Genomic DNA, 16,745 nt, shown 5'->3' with positions numbered 1-16,745 from the left:
AGTGGCACGGGGCAGGGGGCAGGTGACGGGTTGCTGCGGCGGACCGCACCGAGCCGGACCCGCGCGGAAGGCCCGTCCGCCGCTAAACAAAACCGCCCCGGCTGCCGGCGTGATGCCGGTACCCTGGGGCGGTTCTGGAAAGCTGGCTCGGCGCGATCCGGCTAGCGGCCGCGGGCGGCCTTGCGGTCGGGACGAGCCTTGTAGGGATCGATGCCCTTGGGGATCGGGAGGCGGTTGCCGAGGGAGGAGATGCGCTTCGAAACGGTGTTGACCTCGGTCTTGGTCAGCTCGTTCTTCATCTTGCCCATCTTCTTGGCGACCTGGCTGATCGGCACCTGGCCCTCGCCGCGGCCGCTCTCGATCACGTGGATGGTGACGTTGGGCAGGATGCGCGAGAGGCGCTTGCGTTCGCCGTCGATCAGCGGCTTGACGCGGTGGCTGGGACCTTCGCTGACCAGCACGACGCCGGGACGTCCGACGGCGCGGAACACGGCGTCCTGCGTCCGGGGGTTGACCGCCACGGGCTGGTCTTCCGTGATCCAGCCACGGCGCAGGGTGCCCAGCGCGGCGCCCGAGGCGCCCGGCTGGTTCTCAATCTGGGCGAACGCGGCACGCTCGGCGCGCCGCGACAGGATCAGTGTGGCGGCCAGGATGCCCAGCGGAATACCGATGATCAGGCCGGTGATCCAGTTGTCCAGCAGGAAGCCCACCAGGAAGCTGACCGCGACCACGCCGAGGAAGGCCAGAAGCATAAGCCACGGAACCATGGGATCGTGGCGGCGGGTCATCTGGAAGACTTCGCGGATCTGCTTCAGCCGGCTGGGCTTCTTCGCCTTGGCCTCTTTTGGCTTGCGGGAGAAGAGGCCGCGCTTCGGCTCGTCTGCAGAAGACGTGGACGTGCTGGAGTCAGGGAAATTCGCCATAGTGCCTTAATTCTACGTGATGCACGGCTCAGGGCCGGACACCTGATGGTCCGGCGCCGGCCCTGGGCGGCAAGGGTGTGCGGGGTCGGTCAGGAGTGTGCCGCGAGCAGCGAGCTGGCTTCCTGGCGGGTGCTGCCGGAGGACTCGATGTGGGCGAGTTCGGCGGGGATTTCCCAGCCCTTCTTGCGCATTGCGGTGGCCCAGAGGCGGCCCGCACGGTACGAGGAGCGGACCAGGGGACCGGACATCACACCGAGGAAGCCGATCTCGTCCGCTTCCTGCTGGAGGTCCACGAATTCCTGCGGCTTGACCCAACGGTCCACGGGGAGGTGGCGTTCGGACGGGCGCAGGTACTGGGTGATGGTGATCAGGTCGCAGCCGGCCTCGTGCAGGTCACGGAGGGCCTCGGAGATTTCCTCGCGGGTCTCGCCCATGCCGAGGATGAGGTTGGACTTGGTGACCATGCCGAGGTTGCGGCCCTGGGTGATGACGTCCAGCGAGCGTTCGTACCGGAACGCGGGACGGATGCGCTTGAAAATCCGCGGGACGGTCTCGACGTTGTGCGCGAAGACCTCGGGCTTGGAGTCACAGATCGCGGCGATGTGCTCCGGCTTGCCGGAGAAGTCCGGGATGAGGAGTTCGACGCCGGTGCCCGGGTTCAGTTCGTGGATCTTGCGGACGGTTTCGGCGTAGAGCCAGACGCCCTCGTCTGCGAGGTCGTCGCGGGCCACACCGGTCACGGTCGCGTAGCGCAGGGCCATGGACTGGACCGAGCGGGCCACCTTGGTGGGTTCGAACATGTCCACGGGGGAGGGCTTGCCGGTGTCGATCTGGCAGAAGTCGCAGCGGCGGGTGCACTCGGAGCCGCCGATCAGGAAGGTAGCCTCCTTGTCTTCCCAGCATTCGAAGATGTTGGGGCAGCCGGCCTCTTCACAGACGGTGTGAAGGCCTTCCTTTTTGACGAGGTTTTTGAGCTGGACGAATTCCGGGCCCATCTGGACCTTGGCCTTAATCCACTCGGGCTTCCGCTCCACCGGGGTGGCCGCATTGCGCTGCTCGATCCGCAGCATCTTGCGGCCTTCTGGTGCCAGTGTCACAGTAGGGCTCCTTCATGGTTTGCAACTAGGGCTTCTTCATTGTTGCGCAATTCCTCGATGACCCGCGACACGATGTCGGCCGGAGCGACGTCCCGGCCGGTCTCCTGCGCGATGGTGGTGACCCCCGCGTCGGTGATGCCGCAGGCAATAATCTGGCCGTAGGGGGCGAGATCGTTGTTGCAGTTGATGGCGAATCCATGCATGGTCACGCCTTCGTGCACGCGGATGCCGATCGCGGCGATCTTCCGGTCGGGTCCTTTACTGTCCTGTTCGATCCAGACGCCGGCCCGGCCCTTGATTCGCACGGCGTCGATGCCGTAATCAGCGAGGACTGCGATCATGACTGCTTCCAGGCGTTCAACATAGTCGCGGATCCCGGCTTTGTTCTTCAGTTTGATGATGGGGTAGCCCACCAGCTGGCCGGGGCCGTGCCAGGTGAGCTTGCCGCCGCGGTCCACGGGCACCACAGGCGTCCCGTCGAAGGGGCGTTCGTGGTCCTCGGTGCGCTTGCCAGCGGTGTAGACCGGGGAATGTTCGAGCAACAGAACGGTGCTGGGTGCGGTTCCGGCGACGACCTTCTCGTGGAGTTCGCGCTGGATTTCCCAGCCGCGGGTGTAGTCGACGAATTCCGGAGCGAGACCCAGCTGGGAGAACTCAAGAGTCATGGCATCCAGCTTAGTCCCCGGCGCTCCAGCGAACCGATTGTGTGGCCAAGCTCTCACACCTGTGGATAACTTCTGCGGAAATCCCGCGGATCGGCTATCCCTGAGGTATGGACAACAACGTGCCCGCCAATTCCCTATTCCCCGGCCAGACGCCGGAGGTTCCCGGGTACGACGTCGGACGGCGGCTGGGGCGGGGCGGCAGCGCCGAGGTGTGGCTCGGTACGGACCTTGCTTCCGGGCAGGAGGTGGCATTGAAGTGCCTGACAGCTGCCATTGCCGGCGGTGGCCCGCCGGAGGACGCAGCCCGGAGCGCTGACGCGGAGGACGCGCTGCGGCGGGAGGTCCGGATTCTCTCAGTTCTCGACCACGAGCACCTGGTCCGGGCACATGGTGTTGTTCGGGCACGGTACGGCCGGGAAGGACTCGGCCTGGGGCTGGTTCTGGACTATGCCCCCGGCGGATCGCTGGCGCAGCTCCTTGCGGCGCGGGGCAGGGTGACGGCCGGGGAGACCGTCACCGTCCTGACGCCGATCGCGCAGGTCCTTGCCTACCTGCACGGGCAGGGCTTCACGCATGGTGATGTGTCGCCTGGAAACGTGCTGTTCACTGCCCATGGCAAGCCGCTGCTGGCGGACCTCGGGGTGGCGCGGATGCTGGTCGATCCGCCGGCGGAGGGCCGGGAGGGCACCAAGGGCTTCAGCGACCCCGCGCCGGTGGACGCCGTCCGGGCCGGGTTGCAGCCGGAGCGCGATGTCTACTCCCTGGCGGCCGTGGGCTGGTTCTGCCTCACCGGCAGTGCGCCCGGTCCGGAGCCTGAGCGGCCGCCCCTGACGCTGCTGGTGCCCGGAGTCCCCGCCGAACTCGCTGACGCCCTGGATTCCGGCCTGAGCGCTGACCGCCGCCTACGGCCCTCCGCCGCGGAGCTGGCAACATCGATTTACCGCAGTGCCGCCGCCACACCCGTGGACCTCTCCGTCTCCGTGCATGCCAGCGTCCTACCGCAGCTCCTGACCCGCCGCTCGTTCCCGATGAGCGCACGGGAACGGCGGGCCGCGCGGCTGAGGGCCTTGCGGCACCGGATGCTGCCCGGACGGAATCGCGGGCACAACGCCCTGGCGCATTCCGCGCCGCGACGTTCGCCGGTTCCGGCAGGTGCCGCCGCAGCCGGCCCCGCCTCGTCGGCACGGCATGCCTCCCGCTCCCGGCGGCGCCTGGGCGGGCGGGACACGTGGGGCGGCCGCTGGACCCGGGGTGGCCGAGTCGGCCCTAGCCGAAACTCCGGCCGGACCCGGGCTCCAAGTGTGGGGACGGGCCGGGCTCCAGCTGTGAGGTCGACCCGACGGCGGCGTCCGGAGATCCGCAGGGCGCTGGCCACCGGTGTTGTGTCAGTCCTCGTCCTTGCGGCCGGAGTGTTCGGAACGCTGTTCCTTGCCGGAAAGCTGGCGGCGGGAGAATGGGCTGCGGAAGTGCGGGCGCCGGACGGCTCGGCCGGCCGGCAGGCTTCCGCCACCGCGCCCCCGCTTACTGGCCGCACCACACCGGCGGGCCCGAACCCACCGGCCGTCCCGAACCCACCGGCCGTCCGCCCGGAAACCCCCGGCTCTGTGCCCGAGGACCTGCGGGGGTTGCTTGCGGCGCCCCGGCCCGAGGAGGCGGTCCGCGGTCTCGCCGGTCTCCGGTCCTATGCCCTCAGCACGGGCAACGTCGGCCTGCTGGCACAGGTGAACGCGCCGTCGTCGCCTGCCGCGGCGGCGGATGCCCTGATCGGCTCCCGGCTGGCGGCGTCCGGGCACGCCCTCGACGGATTCGAGGCGCACCTGTCCGGGGTGCTGCGCCAACCGGAAAGCACCGGTACGCGGGCCGTGGTGGCCGTCACCGTGGCCTCCCCGGCCTATCGGGAACGCGACGCCGCGGGGACGGTGGTGGCCGACGGCGCCGCAGCGGTCGGGCAGCATTTGCGCCTGGTGCTCGTCCGGGTGCAGGGACAATGGCGGATCCAGGAGATCCTCCCAGTCGCACCGGGCTAACCGCGGGCGGCCACCCAGGCTGCTGCCTCGGCCAGCGACGGGTGCTGCCACCGGTACCCGGCCTCCGCGAGGACGGCAGGCTCCATCCGCTGGCTGGCGAGCAGGAGTTCATTGGCCAGCTCGCCCATCACCAGGCGCAGCACCGGAGCCGGAACACGCAGCAGGGCCGGCCGGTGCAGCGCCTCGGCCAGGCGCGCGATCAGGGAGTTCACGTCCGCGTCTTCGGGCGCACACACGTTGACCGGTCCCTCCACCGGCGCGGTCAGCAGGAAGGAGAACGCGCCTGCCACGTCGGGGAGTGTGATCCACGGCCAGTACTGCCGCCCGGAGCCCAGCGGTCCGCCTACGCCCAGGCGCAGCAGCGGCATCAGCCGTCCGAGGGCTCCGCCGCTGCGGCTGAGGACCACCCCGGTGCGGGGCGTGACCACCCGAACCCCCGCCGGCGCCTCGTGGGCCGCGGCCTCCCAGTCCGAGCAGATCCGTGCCAGCACCCCGCTCCCGGAGGGAGCGTTTTCCCGCAGGACCGTTGAACCGGCGGTGCCGTAGTACCCGGAGGCCGATTGGCTCAGGAAGACCTGCGGGGGAGTGTCCGTGCGGCCCATTGCGGCTGCCAGCGTCCGCGTCGGCCCCAGCCGGGAGGCGCTGAGTTCATTGATCCGGCGCCGGGTCCATGGCCGGTCGCCGATGCCGGCGCCCGAAAGGTTAACGACGGCGTCCACACCCTGCAGCGCCGTGTCGTCAATGCGCCCCGCAGCCGGATCCCACTGGAACTCAGCGGGGGAGGCCGGCGGCCGCCGAACCAGGCTGGCGACGTCGTGCCCCTGCTCGCGGAGGGTGCTGGACAGGGCGGTTCCGATCAGCCCGGAGGCGCCGGCAATGAGGATGCGCATGATCCATCTCACCATGCCCGGCACGGCAGGGAAACCTCCCCGGAGGCGCGGCGCTCTTTGACTATGATCGAACGATGACCTCTTCGAGCTACCTCCGTTTCCCGCATCTTCACGGCGATCTGGTCACCTTCGTGGCCGAGGACGACGTGTGGATCGCGCCCCTCGACGGCGGCCGCGCCTGGCGGGTTTCCTCGCTCCAGCTTCCCGCCCGCAACCCGCGTTTCACGCCCGACGGCCAGCACCTGGTCTGGACCGTCGTCCAGGGCACGGCACCGGAGGTCGTCACCGCAGCCGTCGACGGCGGCGGATACCGCCAGCTCAGCTACTTCGGCCACGCCTCCACCAAGGTCAAAGGCTTCACGCCCGACGGCGACATTGTGGTCACCAGTGCCTTCCGGCAGGCGGACAGCCGCCTGACGAACGCCTACAGCCTGCCGGTGGACGGCGGCTGGGCCGAGGAACTGCCATTCGGACCGGTCGAGTCCGTCGCCTACGGCACGGTGGTCGGCGATGAGCGCCCCGTCGTCCTGGCCAGCGTCCTCTCCCGTGAACCGGCCTGGTGGAAGCGCTACCGCGGCGGAACGGCAGGAAAGCTGTGGATCGACGCTGACGGCAATGGCGAGTTCGAGCGGCTCGCCGCCGAACTCGACGGCAACCTCACCGACCCCATGTGGGTCCGCGGCCGGATCGCCTTCCTGTCCGACCATGAGGGCTACGGCAACCTGTACTCCGTGCTGCCCAACGGGACCGACCTCCGCCGCCACACGGACCACGAGGACTTCTACGTCCGGCATGCGGCCACCGACGGCGAACGCGTGGTGTTCGAATCGGCCGGCGAACTCTGGCTCCTCTCCGGACTGGACGCCGAGGCCGTCAAGCTCGACATCACCCTGGGCTCCGCCTCGCAGGCACGCCGCGCGGCCGCGCTGAAGCCGTCCCGCCACCTCGGCGATGTCATCCCCGACCGTACCGGCGACGCCAGCGCAGTTGAAGCGCACGGCACCCTGCACTGGCTGCGGCACAAGGACGGTCCGTCGCGCATCCTTGAGGCCACCCCGGGCGTCCGCGCCAGGCTGCCGAGGCCCTTCGGAGCCGGGCGCATCGCATACATTGCTGACCACGACGGCATCGAGGCGCTCTACCTGAAAGCCATCGCCGCCCCCGTGGCAGGCATCCGCGGCGCAGTTGCCCCGATGCCGTCCCAGGACTCCGCCGCCAAGGCCGGGCACGACGCCGACGGCGGCACGCCGCTGCCGCGCCCCGTGTCCGCAGCAGCCCTGAACCGACCCGCCGAGGCCAGCGCCCGGGCGGAGACTGCCGCCCCAGCAGACACTGCCGCCCCAGCCGCCGGCACCGCGGACACCGTCCCCGGTGCAGGCCACGACTCCGCGACAGGAACCGGACCCGCCCAGGAACACGCCGCTGAGGCCGGGCTCACCCGGATCGATTTCCCGAAGCCGAGCCGTGCCAGCGCCATGGAGGCAAGCCCGGACGGGAACTGGATTGCCATCGGGACCTCTTTCGGCGATATCTACCTGGCGGACACCCGCACCGGTGCCCTCACCCTGCTGAGCAGCATCGGCGACGGCAGCATCGACGGCTTCAGCTGGTCGCCGGACTCGGCGTGGCTCGGCTGGGCCGAACCCGTCACCTCCTTCGGATCGCGGACCCGGCTCCGGCTGGCACTGATCGCGGAACCCGCAGCAGGGGACGCCGTGGCGGGCAGTGAAAAGTCCAAGCCGACCATCATCGACGTCACCGACGGCCGCTTCCGCGACGAATCGCCTGCCTTCACCCCTGACGGCAAGTTCCTGGCCTTCCTGTCCAACCGCAGTTTCGACCCGGTCTACGACGGTCACGCCTTCGACCTCTCCTTCCCCAGCCCCATCAAGCCCTACCTCGTGGCCCTGGCCGCCGATACGCCGTCGCCGTTCGGCCCGAGCGTCGCCCTCCCCGACACGGCCGGCACTGCCGCCACGACCGGCGCCGACGGGGACGCCAACGGCGACGACGCCGACGGTGATGCCGCCAACGGCACTGACAGTCGCGTCCGGGTGCGGGTCGACGCCGAGGGCCTGGCGCACCGCGTCATCAGCGTTCCCGTGCCGCAGGGCAACTACACGGACCTCTCCGCCGCCGGCGGCGCCCTGCTGTGGCTGGACCACGAGCTGGCCGGCGTGACCGGCGACGGCCGCGCCAGCCTGGAAGACAAAAATGCGGCACCGAGCCTGGTCCGCTTCGACCTGGCCAAACGCCGCACCACGACCATCGTCGAGGCGCTGGACAGCTACCGGCTGACCGGCGACGGCGAGAAGGTTGTCCTGGTGCAGGACAAGCAGATCCGCGTCTCGCCGTCGGCCTCGAAGGCCGACGAGGACGCCGGCCAGCTGGTGAAGGTCGACCTGACCCGCATCCGGGTCCGGCTGGACCCGGTCAGCGTCTGGGGCCAGGCCTTCGACGAGGCCTGGCGCCTGCAGCGGGACTTCTTCTGGACCGAGGACATGGCCGGCCAGGACTGGGACTCGGTGCACGCACGGTACCGGCCGATCGTGGACCGGCTGGGCTCCCACGATGACCTCGTGGACCTGCTGTGGGAACTGCACGGCGAACTGGGAACCTCACACGCCTACGTCCGCCCGGTTATGGTCACGGAGAACGGCAGCAACGGCCAGGGCCGGCTCGGCGCCGACCTCGCCTTCACCGCCGGAGGCTGGGAGATCACCCGCGTCCTTGCGGGGGAGTCTTCGGATCCGCTGGCGACTTCACCGCTGACCCGGCCCGGCGTCGACGCCCGCGCCGGCGATGTCCTGCTGGCCATCGACGGTGTTGAGTTGACAGAGTCCCTGACGCCCGCCGTGCAGCTGGCCGGCGCCGCCGGCCGGGCCGTCGAGCTGACCCTGCGCAACGGCGCCGGCCACGGCGCGCAGGCGGGCAACCAGCGCCGCGTCGCCGTCGTACCCGTCAAGGACGAGGAACGGCTGCGCTACCAGGAATGGGTCGCCTCCAACCGGCGCACTGTGCGGGAAGCCTCGCAGGGCACCTTCGGGTACCTGCATATCCCGGACATGATGGCTAACGGCTGGGCCCAGCTGCACCGCGACCTGGACACGGAAACGTCGCTGGACGGCCTGATCGTGGACGTCCGCCGGAACCGGGGCGGTCACACGTCGCAGCTTGTCGCCGAGCTGATCGGCCGCAAAGTCACCGGCTGGAGCATGCCCCGGGGCGAGCGTCCGCGCACCTACCCGCACCACGCCCCGCGCGGACCCGTCATCATCCTCACCGACGAATTCGCCGGCTCCGACGGGGACATCATCACCCAGGTGTCCAAGCTGCGCGGGATCGGACCGGTCATCGGCACCCGCACCTGGGGCGGCGTCGTCGGGATCGACAACCGGTTCGCCCTCGCGGACGGCACCGGGGTCACCCAGCCCCGCTACGCCACCTGGTTCACCGGGGGCGTGGGCTGGGGCGTCGAGAACTATGGTGTTGCTCCCGACATTGAGGTGGCCTTCCCGCCGCACGCCTACGCCGCGGGCGCCGATCCGCAGCTGGAGTACGGCATCGGGGCGCTAAAGGAAATGATCCAGGAGCTGCCGACCGACCGGCCGCCGCTGCGCGAAGGGTACCGCCGGGTGCGGCCTGCCCCGCTTCCCGCCCGCCAGCCAGGCAACTAGCCAGTATGCAGAACGGCCCCCGTCCGGAATCTCCGGACGGGGGCCGTTGTGCGTGCAGGGCAGGCCAGGACTAGGCAGCGAGCGTCGCGTCCAGGCTGATCTTGATGCCGGTCAGGGCGGCCGACACCGGGCAGCCGGTCTTGGCTTCCTCGGCGATGCGCTGGAACTCGTCCTCGGAGATGCCGGGTACGCGTGCGTTCAGGGTCAGGTGGCTTCCGGTGATCCCCGTGCCGGGCTCAAAGGTGACGTCGGCCTTGGTGTTGACTTCCTCCGGCGTGTGGCCGGCCTGGGCCAGGGCGTGGCTGAAAGCCATGGAGAAACAGGCCGAGTGCGCGGCGGCGATCAGTTCTTCCGGGCTGGTCTTGCCCTCGGCGGCTTCGGCGCGCGCCTTCCAGGTGACGTCGAAGTTGCCCAGCCCCGAGCTGTCCAGGGTGGTGTTGCCCGCCCCCGACATCAGGTCGCCGTTCCATACAGTGTGTGCGGTGCGTGTCGTTGCCATGTCCACTCCTCAGCGTCGTTGAATCAGGATCCTGCCTGGCGGCGGATCCTGCCTTGTCCATCCTAGGGCTAACGACGACGGCGACGCACCCCGTGTGGGGTACGCCGCCGTCGTGGTGGAGAAGCGGAGGCTACTGCCAGAGGGTCGCGATCGCGATGTTGAGCAGGGCCAGTCCGCCGACGCTGTGGGCGAGTCCCTTGCTGATCGGCTCGTCCTTCTTGTACTTGCGGCGGCCGATGAAGGCCAGCACGGCCACGACCAGGGCCACCGTGAACTTCACGCCGAGTTTGGCGTAGTTCGCGTCCATGTCGAGGGCCGGGATTAGGCCCATCATGGCAATGCCGGTGATCAGCTGCAGGACGGCGCCATCGAATTGGCGGGGGTGGACGGTGGGCTTCTTCATCTGGCCGATCCAGATGCCGACGATCATGGTCGCGCCGATGATGTGCAGGAAGACCAGGATGTCGAACAAAATTTTCATGGCTTCAGTCTAACCAGAGATTTCTACGGAACGTAGTAGGACCGGCGGGTGGGTTGGACGCAGAACGGCGACGGCGGTGCGGGCGTTGCGGTGGTTTCCCACTGCTGCCCGCACCGCCGTCGCCGTTGGTACTGTGTGGCCCCCGGACCCGGGGACTGCCTGCTGCTAGAGGCCGAGGTCGGCTTCGAAGGCGCCTTCCTCAAGGCGGGCCTTGAGGGTCTGCAGGAAGCGTCCTGCGTCGGCGCCGTCCACCAGGCGGTGGTCGTAGGTCAGGGAGAGGTACATCATCGAGCGGATGGCGATCGAGTCGTCACCGTTCTCATCGGAAACCACCACGGCGCGCTTGACGATCGCACCGGTGCCGAGGATGGCCACCTGCGGCTGATTGATGATCGGGGTGTCGAAGAGGGCGCCGACGGAGCCGATGTTCGTGATGCTGAACGTGCCGCCGGAGAGCTCGTCCGGGCCGATCTTGCCGTTGCGGGTACGGTCCGCGACGTCGGCGATCTTGCCCGCCAGGCCGGCCAGGTTCAGGTTCCCGGCATCAGCGATGACGGGGACCAGCAGGCCCTTGTCGGTGTCTACCGCAATCGCCAGGTGCTCGGCGTTGTGGTAGGTGATTTCCTGCTTGTCCTCGTCGTAGGAGGCGTTGACCTTGGGGTGCTGCTTCAGGGCCTCGGCGACCGCCTTGGCGATGAAGGGCAGGAAGGTCAGCTTCGAGCCGTTCTGGGCCTGGAAGGAGTTCTTGGCCTTGGCGCGCAGCTTGGCGACCTTGGTCATGTCCACCTCGTGCACCTGGGTCAGCTGGGTGGAGATGTCCAGCGACTCGCGCATGCGGCGGGCGATGACCTGGCGGATGCGCGGGGCCTTCTGCACGGTGCCGCGCAGCGAGGAAACATCAGCCGACGCCGCGGCCGGTGCTGCGGAAGAAGCCGCCGGTGCGGCGGCGGCAGCCGGGGCTGCCTTGGCCTCGGCCGCTGCGAGCACGTCCTGCTTGCGGATGCGGCCGCCGACGCCGGTGCCGGTCAGCGAGGAGATGTCCACGCCCTGCTGGTTGGCGAGCTTGCGGACCAGGGGAGTGACGTAGCCGGACTCAGCGGAAGCCGCGGGGGCGTCCTGCTTCGGGGCTTCCTGCTGGGGGGCCGGGGCTGCGGCCGGAGCCGGCGCCGGCGCAGCCGGTGCTTCCTGCTTGGGGGCTTTGGCCGGGGCGGGAGCAGCAGCCGGAGCGGCGGGTGCTTCCTGCTTGGGAGCTTCCTTGGGGGCTTCGGGTGCCGGAGCGGCAGCCGGAGCCGCGGCACCGGAGCCGATGACGGCCAGGACGGAACCGACCTCGGCCGTCTCGTCCTCGGCAACGCGGATTTCCTGCAGGGTGCCGGCGACCGGGGACGGGATCTCGGTGTCGACCTTGTCCGTGGAGACTTCGAGCAGGGGCTCGTCGACCTCGACGGTGTCGCCGATGCTCTTGAGCCAGCGCGTGACGGTTCCTTCGGTGACGCTTTCACCAAGGGCGGGGAGGGTGACCTCGTGGCCCTCGCCGGCCGGAGCGGCGTCCGCCGCGGGTGCGGCCTCGGCGGCCGGGGCAGCCTCAGCGGGGGTTTCGGCTTCGGCGGCCGGTGCTTCAGCAGCGGAGGGCGACTCGGCGGGTGCTTCTTCGGCGGCCGGAGCTGCGGCCGGGGCAGCTTCGGCGGAGCCCGAGCCGTCACCGATGCGCACCAGCGGGGCGCCGACTTCGGCGGTCTCGTCCTCGGCGACGAGGATTTCCTCGATCACGCCGGCGATCGGAGAGGGGATCTCGGTGTCTACTTTGTCGGTGGACACTTCGAGCAGGGGCTCGTCCACTTCCACCCGGTCACCGACCTGCTTCAGCCAGCGGGTGACGGTTCCTTCGGTGACGCTCTCACCGAGGGCGGGCAAGTTAACGGATTCAGACATGTCGTCCCCGTTCTCCTTATTGATGTAGTGCGGATGGTTGCTGCCGTGTCTTCGAGCCTAGTGCACCCGGCTTTCGGGCCGGGTGCACTAGGCACGGGGTAATGCTTGTGCTGGCTGGGTTAGCCGTGCAGGGGCTTGCCGGCGAGGGCGAGGTGGGCTTCGCCCAGGGACTCGTTCTGCGTCGGGTGGGCGTGGACCAGCTGGGCCACGTCCTCCGGGTAGGCTTCCCAGTTCACGATCAGCTGTGCTTCACCGATCTGCTCACCCATGCGGGCGCCGATCATGTGGACGCCGACGACGGGGCCGTCCTTCTGGCGGACCAGCTTGACGAGGCCGGAGGTGCCCAGGATGGAGCTCTTGCCGTTGCCGGCCAGGTTGTATTCCTGGGTCTCGACCTGATCGTCGCCGAACTTGGCCTTGGCGGCCTTCTCGGTGTACCCGACGGTCGCGATTTCCGGTTCGGAGTAGGTGACCTTGGGGATGTTGACGTCCTCGACCACCACCGGCTTGAGGCCGGCGATTTCCTCGGCGACGAAGATGCCCTGCTGGTACCCGCGGTGGGCAAGCTGGACGCCCGGGACGATGTCGCCCACGGCGTAGATGTTGCCGACGCCGGTGTGCAGGCGCTCGTTGGTGATCACGAAGCCGCGGTCGATGGTCAGCCCGGCTTCCTCGTAGCCGAGGTTGGCCGTGACGGGGCCGCGTCCGACGGCGACCAGCATGAGGTCGGCCTCGAAGGTCTTGCCGTCAACAAGGGTGACCTTGACGCCGTCGTCGTTCTGCTCGACGCCCTGGAAGAAGACGCCCGTGGAGAACTTGATGCCGCGCTTCTTGAAGGCACGCTCGAAGTTCTTGACGATGGTGGCGTCCTCGTTCGGAACGAGGGAGGGCAGGCCTTCGACGATGGTGACATCGACGCCGAAGGACTTCCATACCGAGGCGAACTCGACGCCAATGACGCCGCCGCCGAGGATGATGGCGCTCTTGGGGATGAAGTCCATGGTGAGGGCTTCGTCCGAGGTGATGACCTTGCCGCCGATTTCCAGGCCCGGCAGGGTGCGGGAGTAAGAGCCGGTCGCGAGGACAATGTTCTTGCCCTTGTACGCGGTGCCGTTTACGACCACGGTGTCGTTGCCCTGGAGCTTGCCCTCACCCTCAATGACGGTGATGCCCTTCTTGCCCTTGATAAGTCCCTGGAGGCCCTTGAACTTACCGGCAATGATGCCGTCCTTGTAGGCGTTGACGGCGGTGATGTCGATGCTGTCCAGGGTCACGTTGACGCCGTACTTGGCGGAATCACGGGCGTGGTCGGCCAGTTCCGCGGAGTGCAGCAGTGCCTTGGTGGGGATGCAGCCGTTGTGCAGGCAGGTGCCGCCGAGCTTCCCCTTTTCGATGAGGCCGACGGTAAGGCCAAGCTGGACGGCGCGGAGCGCAGTCGCGTAGCCGCCGCTGCCGCCGCCGAGTACCAGGATGTCGAATTCTTGCGCAGTTGCCTGATCGGCCACTAAAACGCTCCCTCGCGTGAACGATGACACGAGAGTACGCATCATCTGGTCTTGGAACCTGTCTGCCGCGATTATGCCAGCAGCGCTGGTTCCCTTTCGTTTGGAATTACTTCTGTGAAGCTCTTTGCTGTGAAACTACGGTTCACCTTAGCGAACCACTAATACATGCTCCACCTTGTTGTGGCGTTTGTGGAGCGCTTGTGTCCAGTGTCACGCGGCCCTGTGGCGGGGGGATCAGTTCCCGCCGCCACAGCGCCGCGTGGCGGACTAGACAGTACGGGCGAGGATGTCCTCTACGTAAGCCACCAGGGTCCGGACCGTGCTGCCCGTGCCCTGCTTGTGGTTGTAGCCGTACGGGCTGCCGTTGTTGAAGGACGGCCCGGCGATGTCGATGTGGGCCCACGGGATCTGCTCGCCGTCCTTGCCCTTGCCGACGAACTCGCGCAGGAACACCGCCGCGGTCATCATGCCGCCGTGGCGTTCGCCGATGTTGGCGATGTCCGCCACCTGCGAGTCCAGGCTGGGGCGCAGTTCCTCGGGCAGCGGCATCGGCCACACCAGCTCGCCGGCGCGGTCCGCGGCGGCCTTCAGTGCGCTGGTGACCGAATCCGAACCCATCACGCCGGCGGTGCGGTCGCCAAGGGCGATCAGCTGCGCGCCGGTGAGGGTGGCGACGTCGATGATCGCGTCCGGGTATTCCTGGCTGGCCGCGACGATGCCGTCCGCCATGACCAGCCGGCCTTCGGCGTCGGTGTTCAGGACCTCGACGGTCTTGCCGCCGAAGATGGTCAGGACGTCAGCGGGGCGCTGGGCGGCACCGGAAGGCATGTTCTCGGCGATGCACAGCCACGCAGTGGCCTTGACCGGCAGGCCCAGTTCGGCGAGGGCCAGGACGGTGTTGAGCACGACGGCGGCACCGGCCATGTCGCTCTTCATCTCGCCCATGCCGAGGTGCGGCTTCAGCGAGATTCCGCCGGTGTCGAAGGTGATGCCCTTGCCTACGAGGGCAATCTTTGCGGTGGCCTTGGCGGGGGCGTATTCGACCTTGACCAGGCGCGGCTGCCGGGTGGAGCCCTTGCCCACGCCGAGGATGCCGCCGTAGCCGTCCTTCTCCAGGCGCTTCTCGTCCCAGACCGTCACCTTGACCGGCAGGCCCTTGGCGAGTTCCTTGGCGGCGTCGGCGAACGTCTCGGGGTAGAGGTGGCTCGGCGGCTGGTTTACCAGGGAGCGGGTTGCGTTGACGGCCTTGCCGATGAGGGAGGCGCGCTCCAGGACGGGCGCAAGCGCCTTGTCCGTGGCGAAGTCAGTGAGGATCCGGACGTTCTTGACCGGGTCTTTGAGGCCGTCCTTGGTGGAACGGTACTCATTGAAGGAGTACGCGCCCATGGCGGCGCCCTCGGCGACGGCGGCGACGGCGGCGAGGTCCGGCGTCGGAAGCGCAAGGGTGACGGTGGCGACGCCGGCAAGCTGGCGCACAGCCGAGCCGGCCGCGCGGCGCAGGGCCTCTTCCGCGATGGGGGTGCCCGCGGAGACCTTGCCAACACCGGCGAGGACCAGGACGGATGCGCCGGCCTCAGGCAGGCCCGGAAGGCGGTGTGCCTGGTCTGCGGCGCCGGTCAGGCCGAGGACGCTGAGGGATTCGGCCAGCGCCTCCGCTGCCTTGGCCGTGAGCGGGTTTTCCAGCAGGACGGGGCCGTCGGTGCCCTGTCCCACGCCAACGACGAGGGCATCGGACGGGGACTTTTTCAGGTCTCCGCTGACCGCGCTCAGTTTGACTTCGGTATTCTTGACCACGAGGACAGTCCTCAATTCTCTATGATATTTCGGCAGGAACTGCATGTTTGGCGCCCTGCCATGGGTACCTGCGCCACCGTCGGCGTTGCACGCATCCCGGTGTCTGCAAGGCCAGCTGTAAGGCCAGTTCCGATCGTAGTCTCTCCCCGGTGCCGGAGTTCAATTTAATGAGAGCTGGCACACAGTTGGGGCAGGAATTACCCCGGCTGGCCGCGCGTTGTAGGTGGTATCGGCACACGGCCCGCAGCGGCCACGGTGCCCGCCGCGGCGGCACTGCCGCCCCCTTTGCTACCGAGAGAGGAACACGTCGTGATGGAACGGATTTCCGGCTCCCTGCTGGACCCTGAAACGCTCTACGTCCGTGATGACGCGCTGTTCCGCAGCCCCGAACTGCGCGGGCTGAACCTGCTGATGGGTTTTACCGGCTTCGCGGACGCGGGCCACGTGGTCAGCCAGATCACCGCGGAACTGCTTGACACCCTGGATTCCGAACTCGTCGCCGAGTTCGATGCCGACCAGCTGATGGACTACCGGTCCCGGCGCCCGCAGGTGAGCTTCGTCGAAGACCACCTGCAGGACTACCAGGCCCCGCGGCTGGCACTGTACCGGCTGACGGACGGCCTGGGGAATCCGTTCCTGCTGCTGGCCGGGTCCGAGCCGGACCTGCAATGGGAACGGTTTGCCCGCGCCGTGGTGGGCATCGTGAAGGAACTGGACGTCAACATTGCGGCCTGGATCCACTCCATCCCCATGCCGGTGCCGCACACCCGCCCGGTCGGGGTGACGGTCCACGGCAACCGGCCGGAGCTGATCGAGGGAATCTCGGTCTGGAAGCCCACCGTGGAAGTTCCCTCCGCCGTCGGCCATCTCCTCGAACTGCGACTGGTCGAGGCGGGACGCAACATCGCCGGCTACGTCATCCACGTCCCGCATTACCTGGCCGAAGCCGAGTACCCCACCGCCGCCGTCGCGGGCCTGGAATACCTGGGCGCGGCTACCGCGCTGATGCTGCCGACAGACCGGCTCCGGGAGGCCGGACGGGAAGTCGGCCGCCAGATCGCCGAACAGATCAACGCCTCCGAAGAAGTGCAGCAGGTGGTCTCCCGGCTGGAAACCCGCTACGACGAGAAGGCCGAAGGAACCGTCCGCCGGTCCCTGCTGGCGGACGAGAACGACCAACTGCCGAACGCCGACGCGCTCGGTGCCGCTGTTGAGGCGTACCTTGCCCGTAAAGATCCCGGCGAATAAATACTAT

General features: G+C 68.5%; 12 protein-coding genes. 3 read left to right on the top strand and 9 right to left on the bottom strand.

Features of this window, described 5'->3' with window-relative positions; translation table 11 throughout:
- Positions 1-161: 161 nt before the first annotated feature.
- The 3 genes from AC1DHY_RS08430 to lipB all read right to left on the bottom strand — a co-directional run bounded on the left by AC1DHY_RS08430 (position 162) and on the right by lipB (position 2,685).
- Positions 162-923: a DUF4191 domain-containing protein gene (locus AC1DHY_RS08430; protein WP_476879492.1), complete on the bottom strand. Its 762-nt coding sequence runs from the start codon at positions 921-923 to the stop codon at positions 162-164.
- A gap of 89 nt (positions 924-1,012) precedes the next feature.
- The gene (gene lipA, locus AC1DHY_RS08425) at positions 1,013-2,020 is read right to left on the bottom strand and encodes a lipoyl synthase (protein WP_476903463.1); all 1,008 of its coding nucleotides are present in this window, start codon (positions 2,018-2,020) and stop codon (positions 1,013-1,015) included.
- On the bottom strand, positions 2,017-2,685 hold the full coding sequence (lipB, locus tag AC1DHY_RS08420) for a lipoyl(octanoyl) transferase LipB (protein WP_476879494.1): 669 nt from the start codon (positions 2,683-2,685) through the stop codon (positions 2,017-2,019). The genes lipA and lipB overlap by 4 nt, the downstream gene beginning before the upstream one ends.
- 107 nt (positions 2,686-2,792) lie before the next feature.
- Here lipB and AC1DHY_RS08415 point away from each other — a divergent pair, with 107 nt between their 5' ends.
- Positions 2,793-4,712, top strand: coding sequence for a protein kinase domain-containing protein (locus AC1DHY_RS08415; protein ID WP_476903462.1), 1,920 nt, complete (start codon positions 2,793-2,795; stop codon positions 4,710-4,712).
- Here AC1DHY_RS08415 and AC1DHY_RS08410 read toward each other — a convergent pair.
- Complete coding sequence (locus AC1DHY_RS08410) at positions 4,709-5,602, bottom strand: TIGR01777 family oxidoreductase (RefSeq protein ID WP_476903487.1); 894 nt, start codon at positions 5,600-5,602, stop codon at positions 4,709-4,711. The two genes, AC1DHY_RS08415 and AC1DHY_RS08410, sit on opposite strands and share 4 nt — an antisense overlap.
- A 74-nt stretch (positions 5,603-5,676) precedes the next feature.
- On the opposite strand from AC1DHY_RS08410, the gene AC1DHY_RS08405 reads away from it, so the two are divergent.
- Entirely contained in the window at positions 5,677-9,279 is a 3,603-nt protein-coding gene (locus AC1DHY_RS08405) for a S41 family peptidase (protein WP_476879658.1), read from the top strand.
- 70 nt (positions 9,280-9,349) lie between these two features.
- Here AC1DHY_RS08405 and AC1DHY_RS08400 read toward each other — a convergent pair whose 3' ends face one another.
- The 5 genes from AC1DHY_RS08400 to AC1DHY_RS08380 form a co-directional block, all read right to left on the bottom strand.
- Positions 9,350-9,778, bottom strand: coding sequence for an OsmC family protein (locus AC1DHY_RS08400; protein WP_476879659.1), 429 nt, complete (start codon positions 9,776-9,778; stop codon positions 9,350-9,352).
- Between the two features lie 130 nt (positions 9,779-9,908).
- Positions 9,909-10,259 (bottom strand): hypothetical protein, encoded by a 351-nt coding sequence (locus tag AC1DHY_RS08395; protein WP_476879660.1) that lies wholly within the window; start codon positions 10,257-10,259, stop codon positions 9,909-9,911.
- A 165-nt stretch (positions 10,260-10,424) separates the two neighbouring features.
- Positions 10,425-12,191: a 2-oxoglutarate dehydrogenase, E2 component, dihydrolipoamide succinyltransferase gene (gene sucB / locus AC1DHY_RS08390; RefSeq protein ID WP_476903461.1), complete on the bottom strand. Its 1,767-nt coding sequence runs from the start codon at positions 12,189-12,191 to the stop codon at positions 10,425-10,427.
- Positions 12,192-12,310: 119 nt separating this feature from the next.
- The gene (gene lpdA / locus AC1DHY_RS08385; protein ID WP_476903460.1) at positions 12,311-13,696 is read right to left on the bottom strand and encodes a dihydrolipoyl dehydrogenase; all 1,386 of its coding nucleotides are present in this window, start codon (positions 13,694-13,696) and stop codon (positions 12,311-12,313) included.
- Positions 13,697-13,963: 267 nt separating this feature from the next.
- Positions 13,964-15,490, bottom strand: a complete 1,527-nt coding sequence (locus AC1DHY_RS08380) for a leucyl aminopeptidase (protein ID WP_476903486.1) — start codon at positions 15,488-15,490, stop codon at positions 13,964-13,966.
- A 309-nt stretch (positions 15,491-15,799) separates the two neighbouring features.
- Between AC1DHY_RS08380 and AC1DHY_RS08375 the strand changes: the two genes are divergently transcribed.
- Complete coding sequence (locus tag AC1DHY_RS08375) at positions 15,800-16,738, top strand: proteasome assembly chaperone family protein (RefSeq protein ID WP_476879997.1); 939 nt, start codon at positions 15,800-15,802, stop codon at positions 16,736-16,738.
- Positions 16,739-16,745 lie beyond the last annotated feature (7 nt).

Source organism: Arthrobacter sp. 05L44 (genome assembly GCF_056397605.1).
Note: the sequence above shows the minus strand (reverse complement) of the source record. Positions and strands in the feature narration are given on the sequence as shown.

Bases quoted from the DNA above. Each gene is read 5' to 3' on its own strand.
- AC1DHY_RS08430 (WP_476879492.1), bottom strand. From the start codon at position 923: ATGGCGAATTTCCCTGACTCCAGCACGTCCACGTCTTCTGCAGACGAG.
- lipB (WP_476879494.1), bottom strand. From the start codon at position 2,685: ATGACTCTTGAGTTCTCCCAGCTGGGTCTCGCTCCGGAATTCGTCGAC.
- AC1DHY_RS08415 (WP_476903462.1), top strand. From the start codon at position 2,793: ATGGACAACAACGTGCCCGCCAATTCCCTATTCCCCGGCCAGACGCCG.
- AC1DHY_RS08410 (WP_476903487.1), bottom strand. From the start codon at position 5,602: ATGCGCATCCTCATTGCCGGCGCCTCCGGGCTGATCGGAACCGCCCTG.
- AC1DHY_RS08405 (WP_476879658.1), top strand. From the start codon at position 5,677: ATGACCTCTTCGAGCTACCTCCGTTTCCCGCATCTTCACGGCGATCTG.
- AC1DHY_RS08400 (WP_476879659.1), bottom strand. From the start codon at position 9,778: ATGGCAACGACACGCACCGCACACACTGTATGGAACGGCGACCTGATG.
- AC1DHY_RS08395 (WP_476879660.1), bottom strand. From the start codon at position 10,259: ATGAAAATTTTGTTCGACATCCTGGTCTTCCTGCACATCATCGGCGCG.
- sucB (WP_476903461.1), bottom strand. From the start codon at position 12,191: ATGTCTGAATCCGTTAACTTGCCCGCCCTCGGTGAGAGCGTCACCGAA.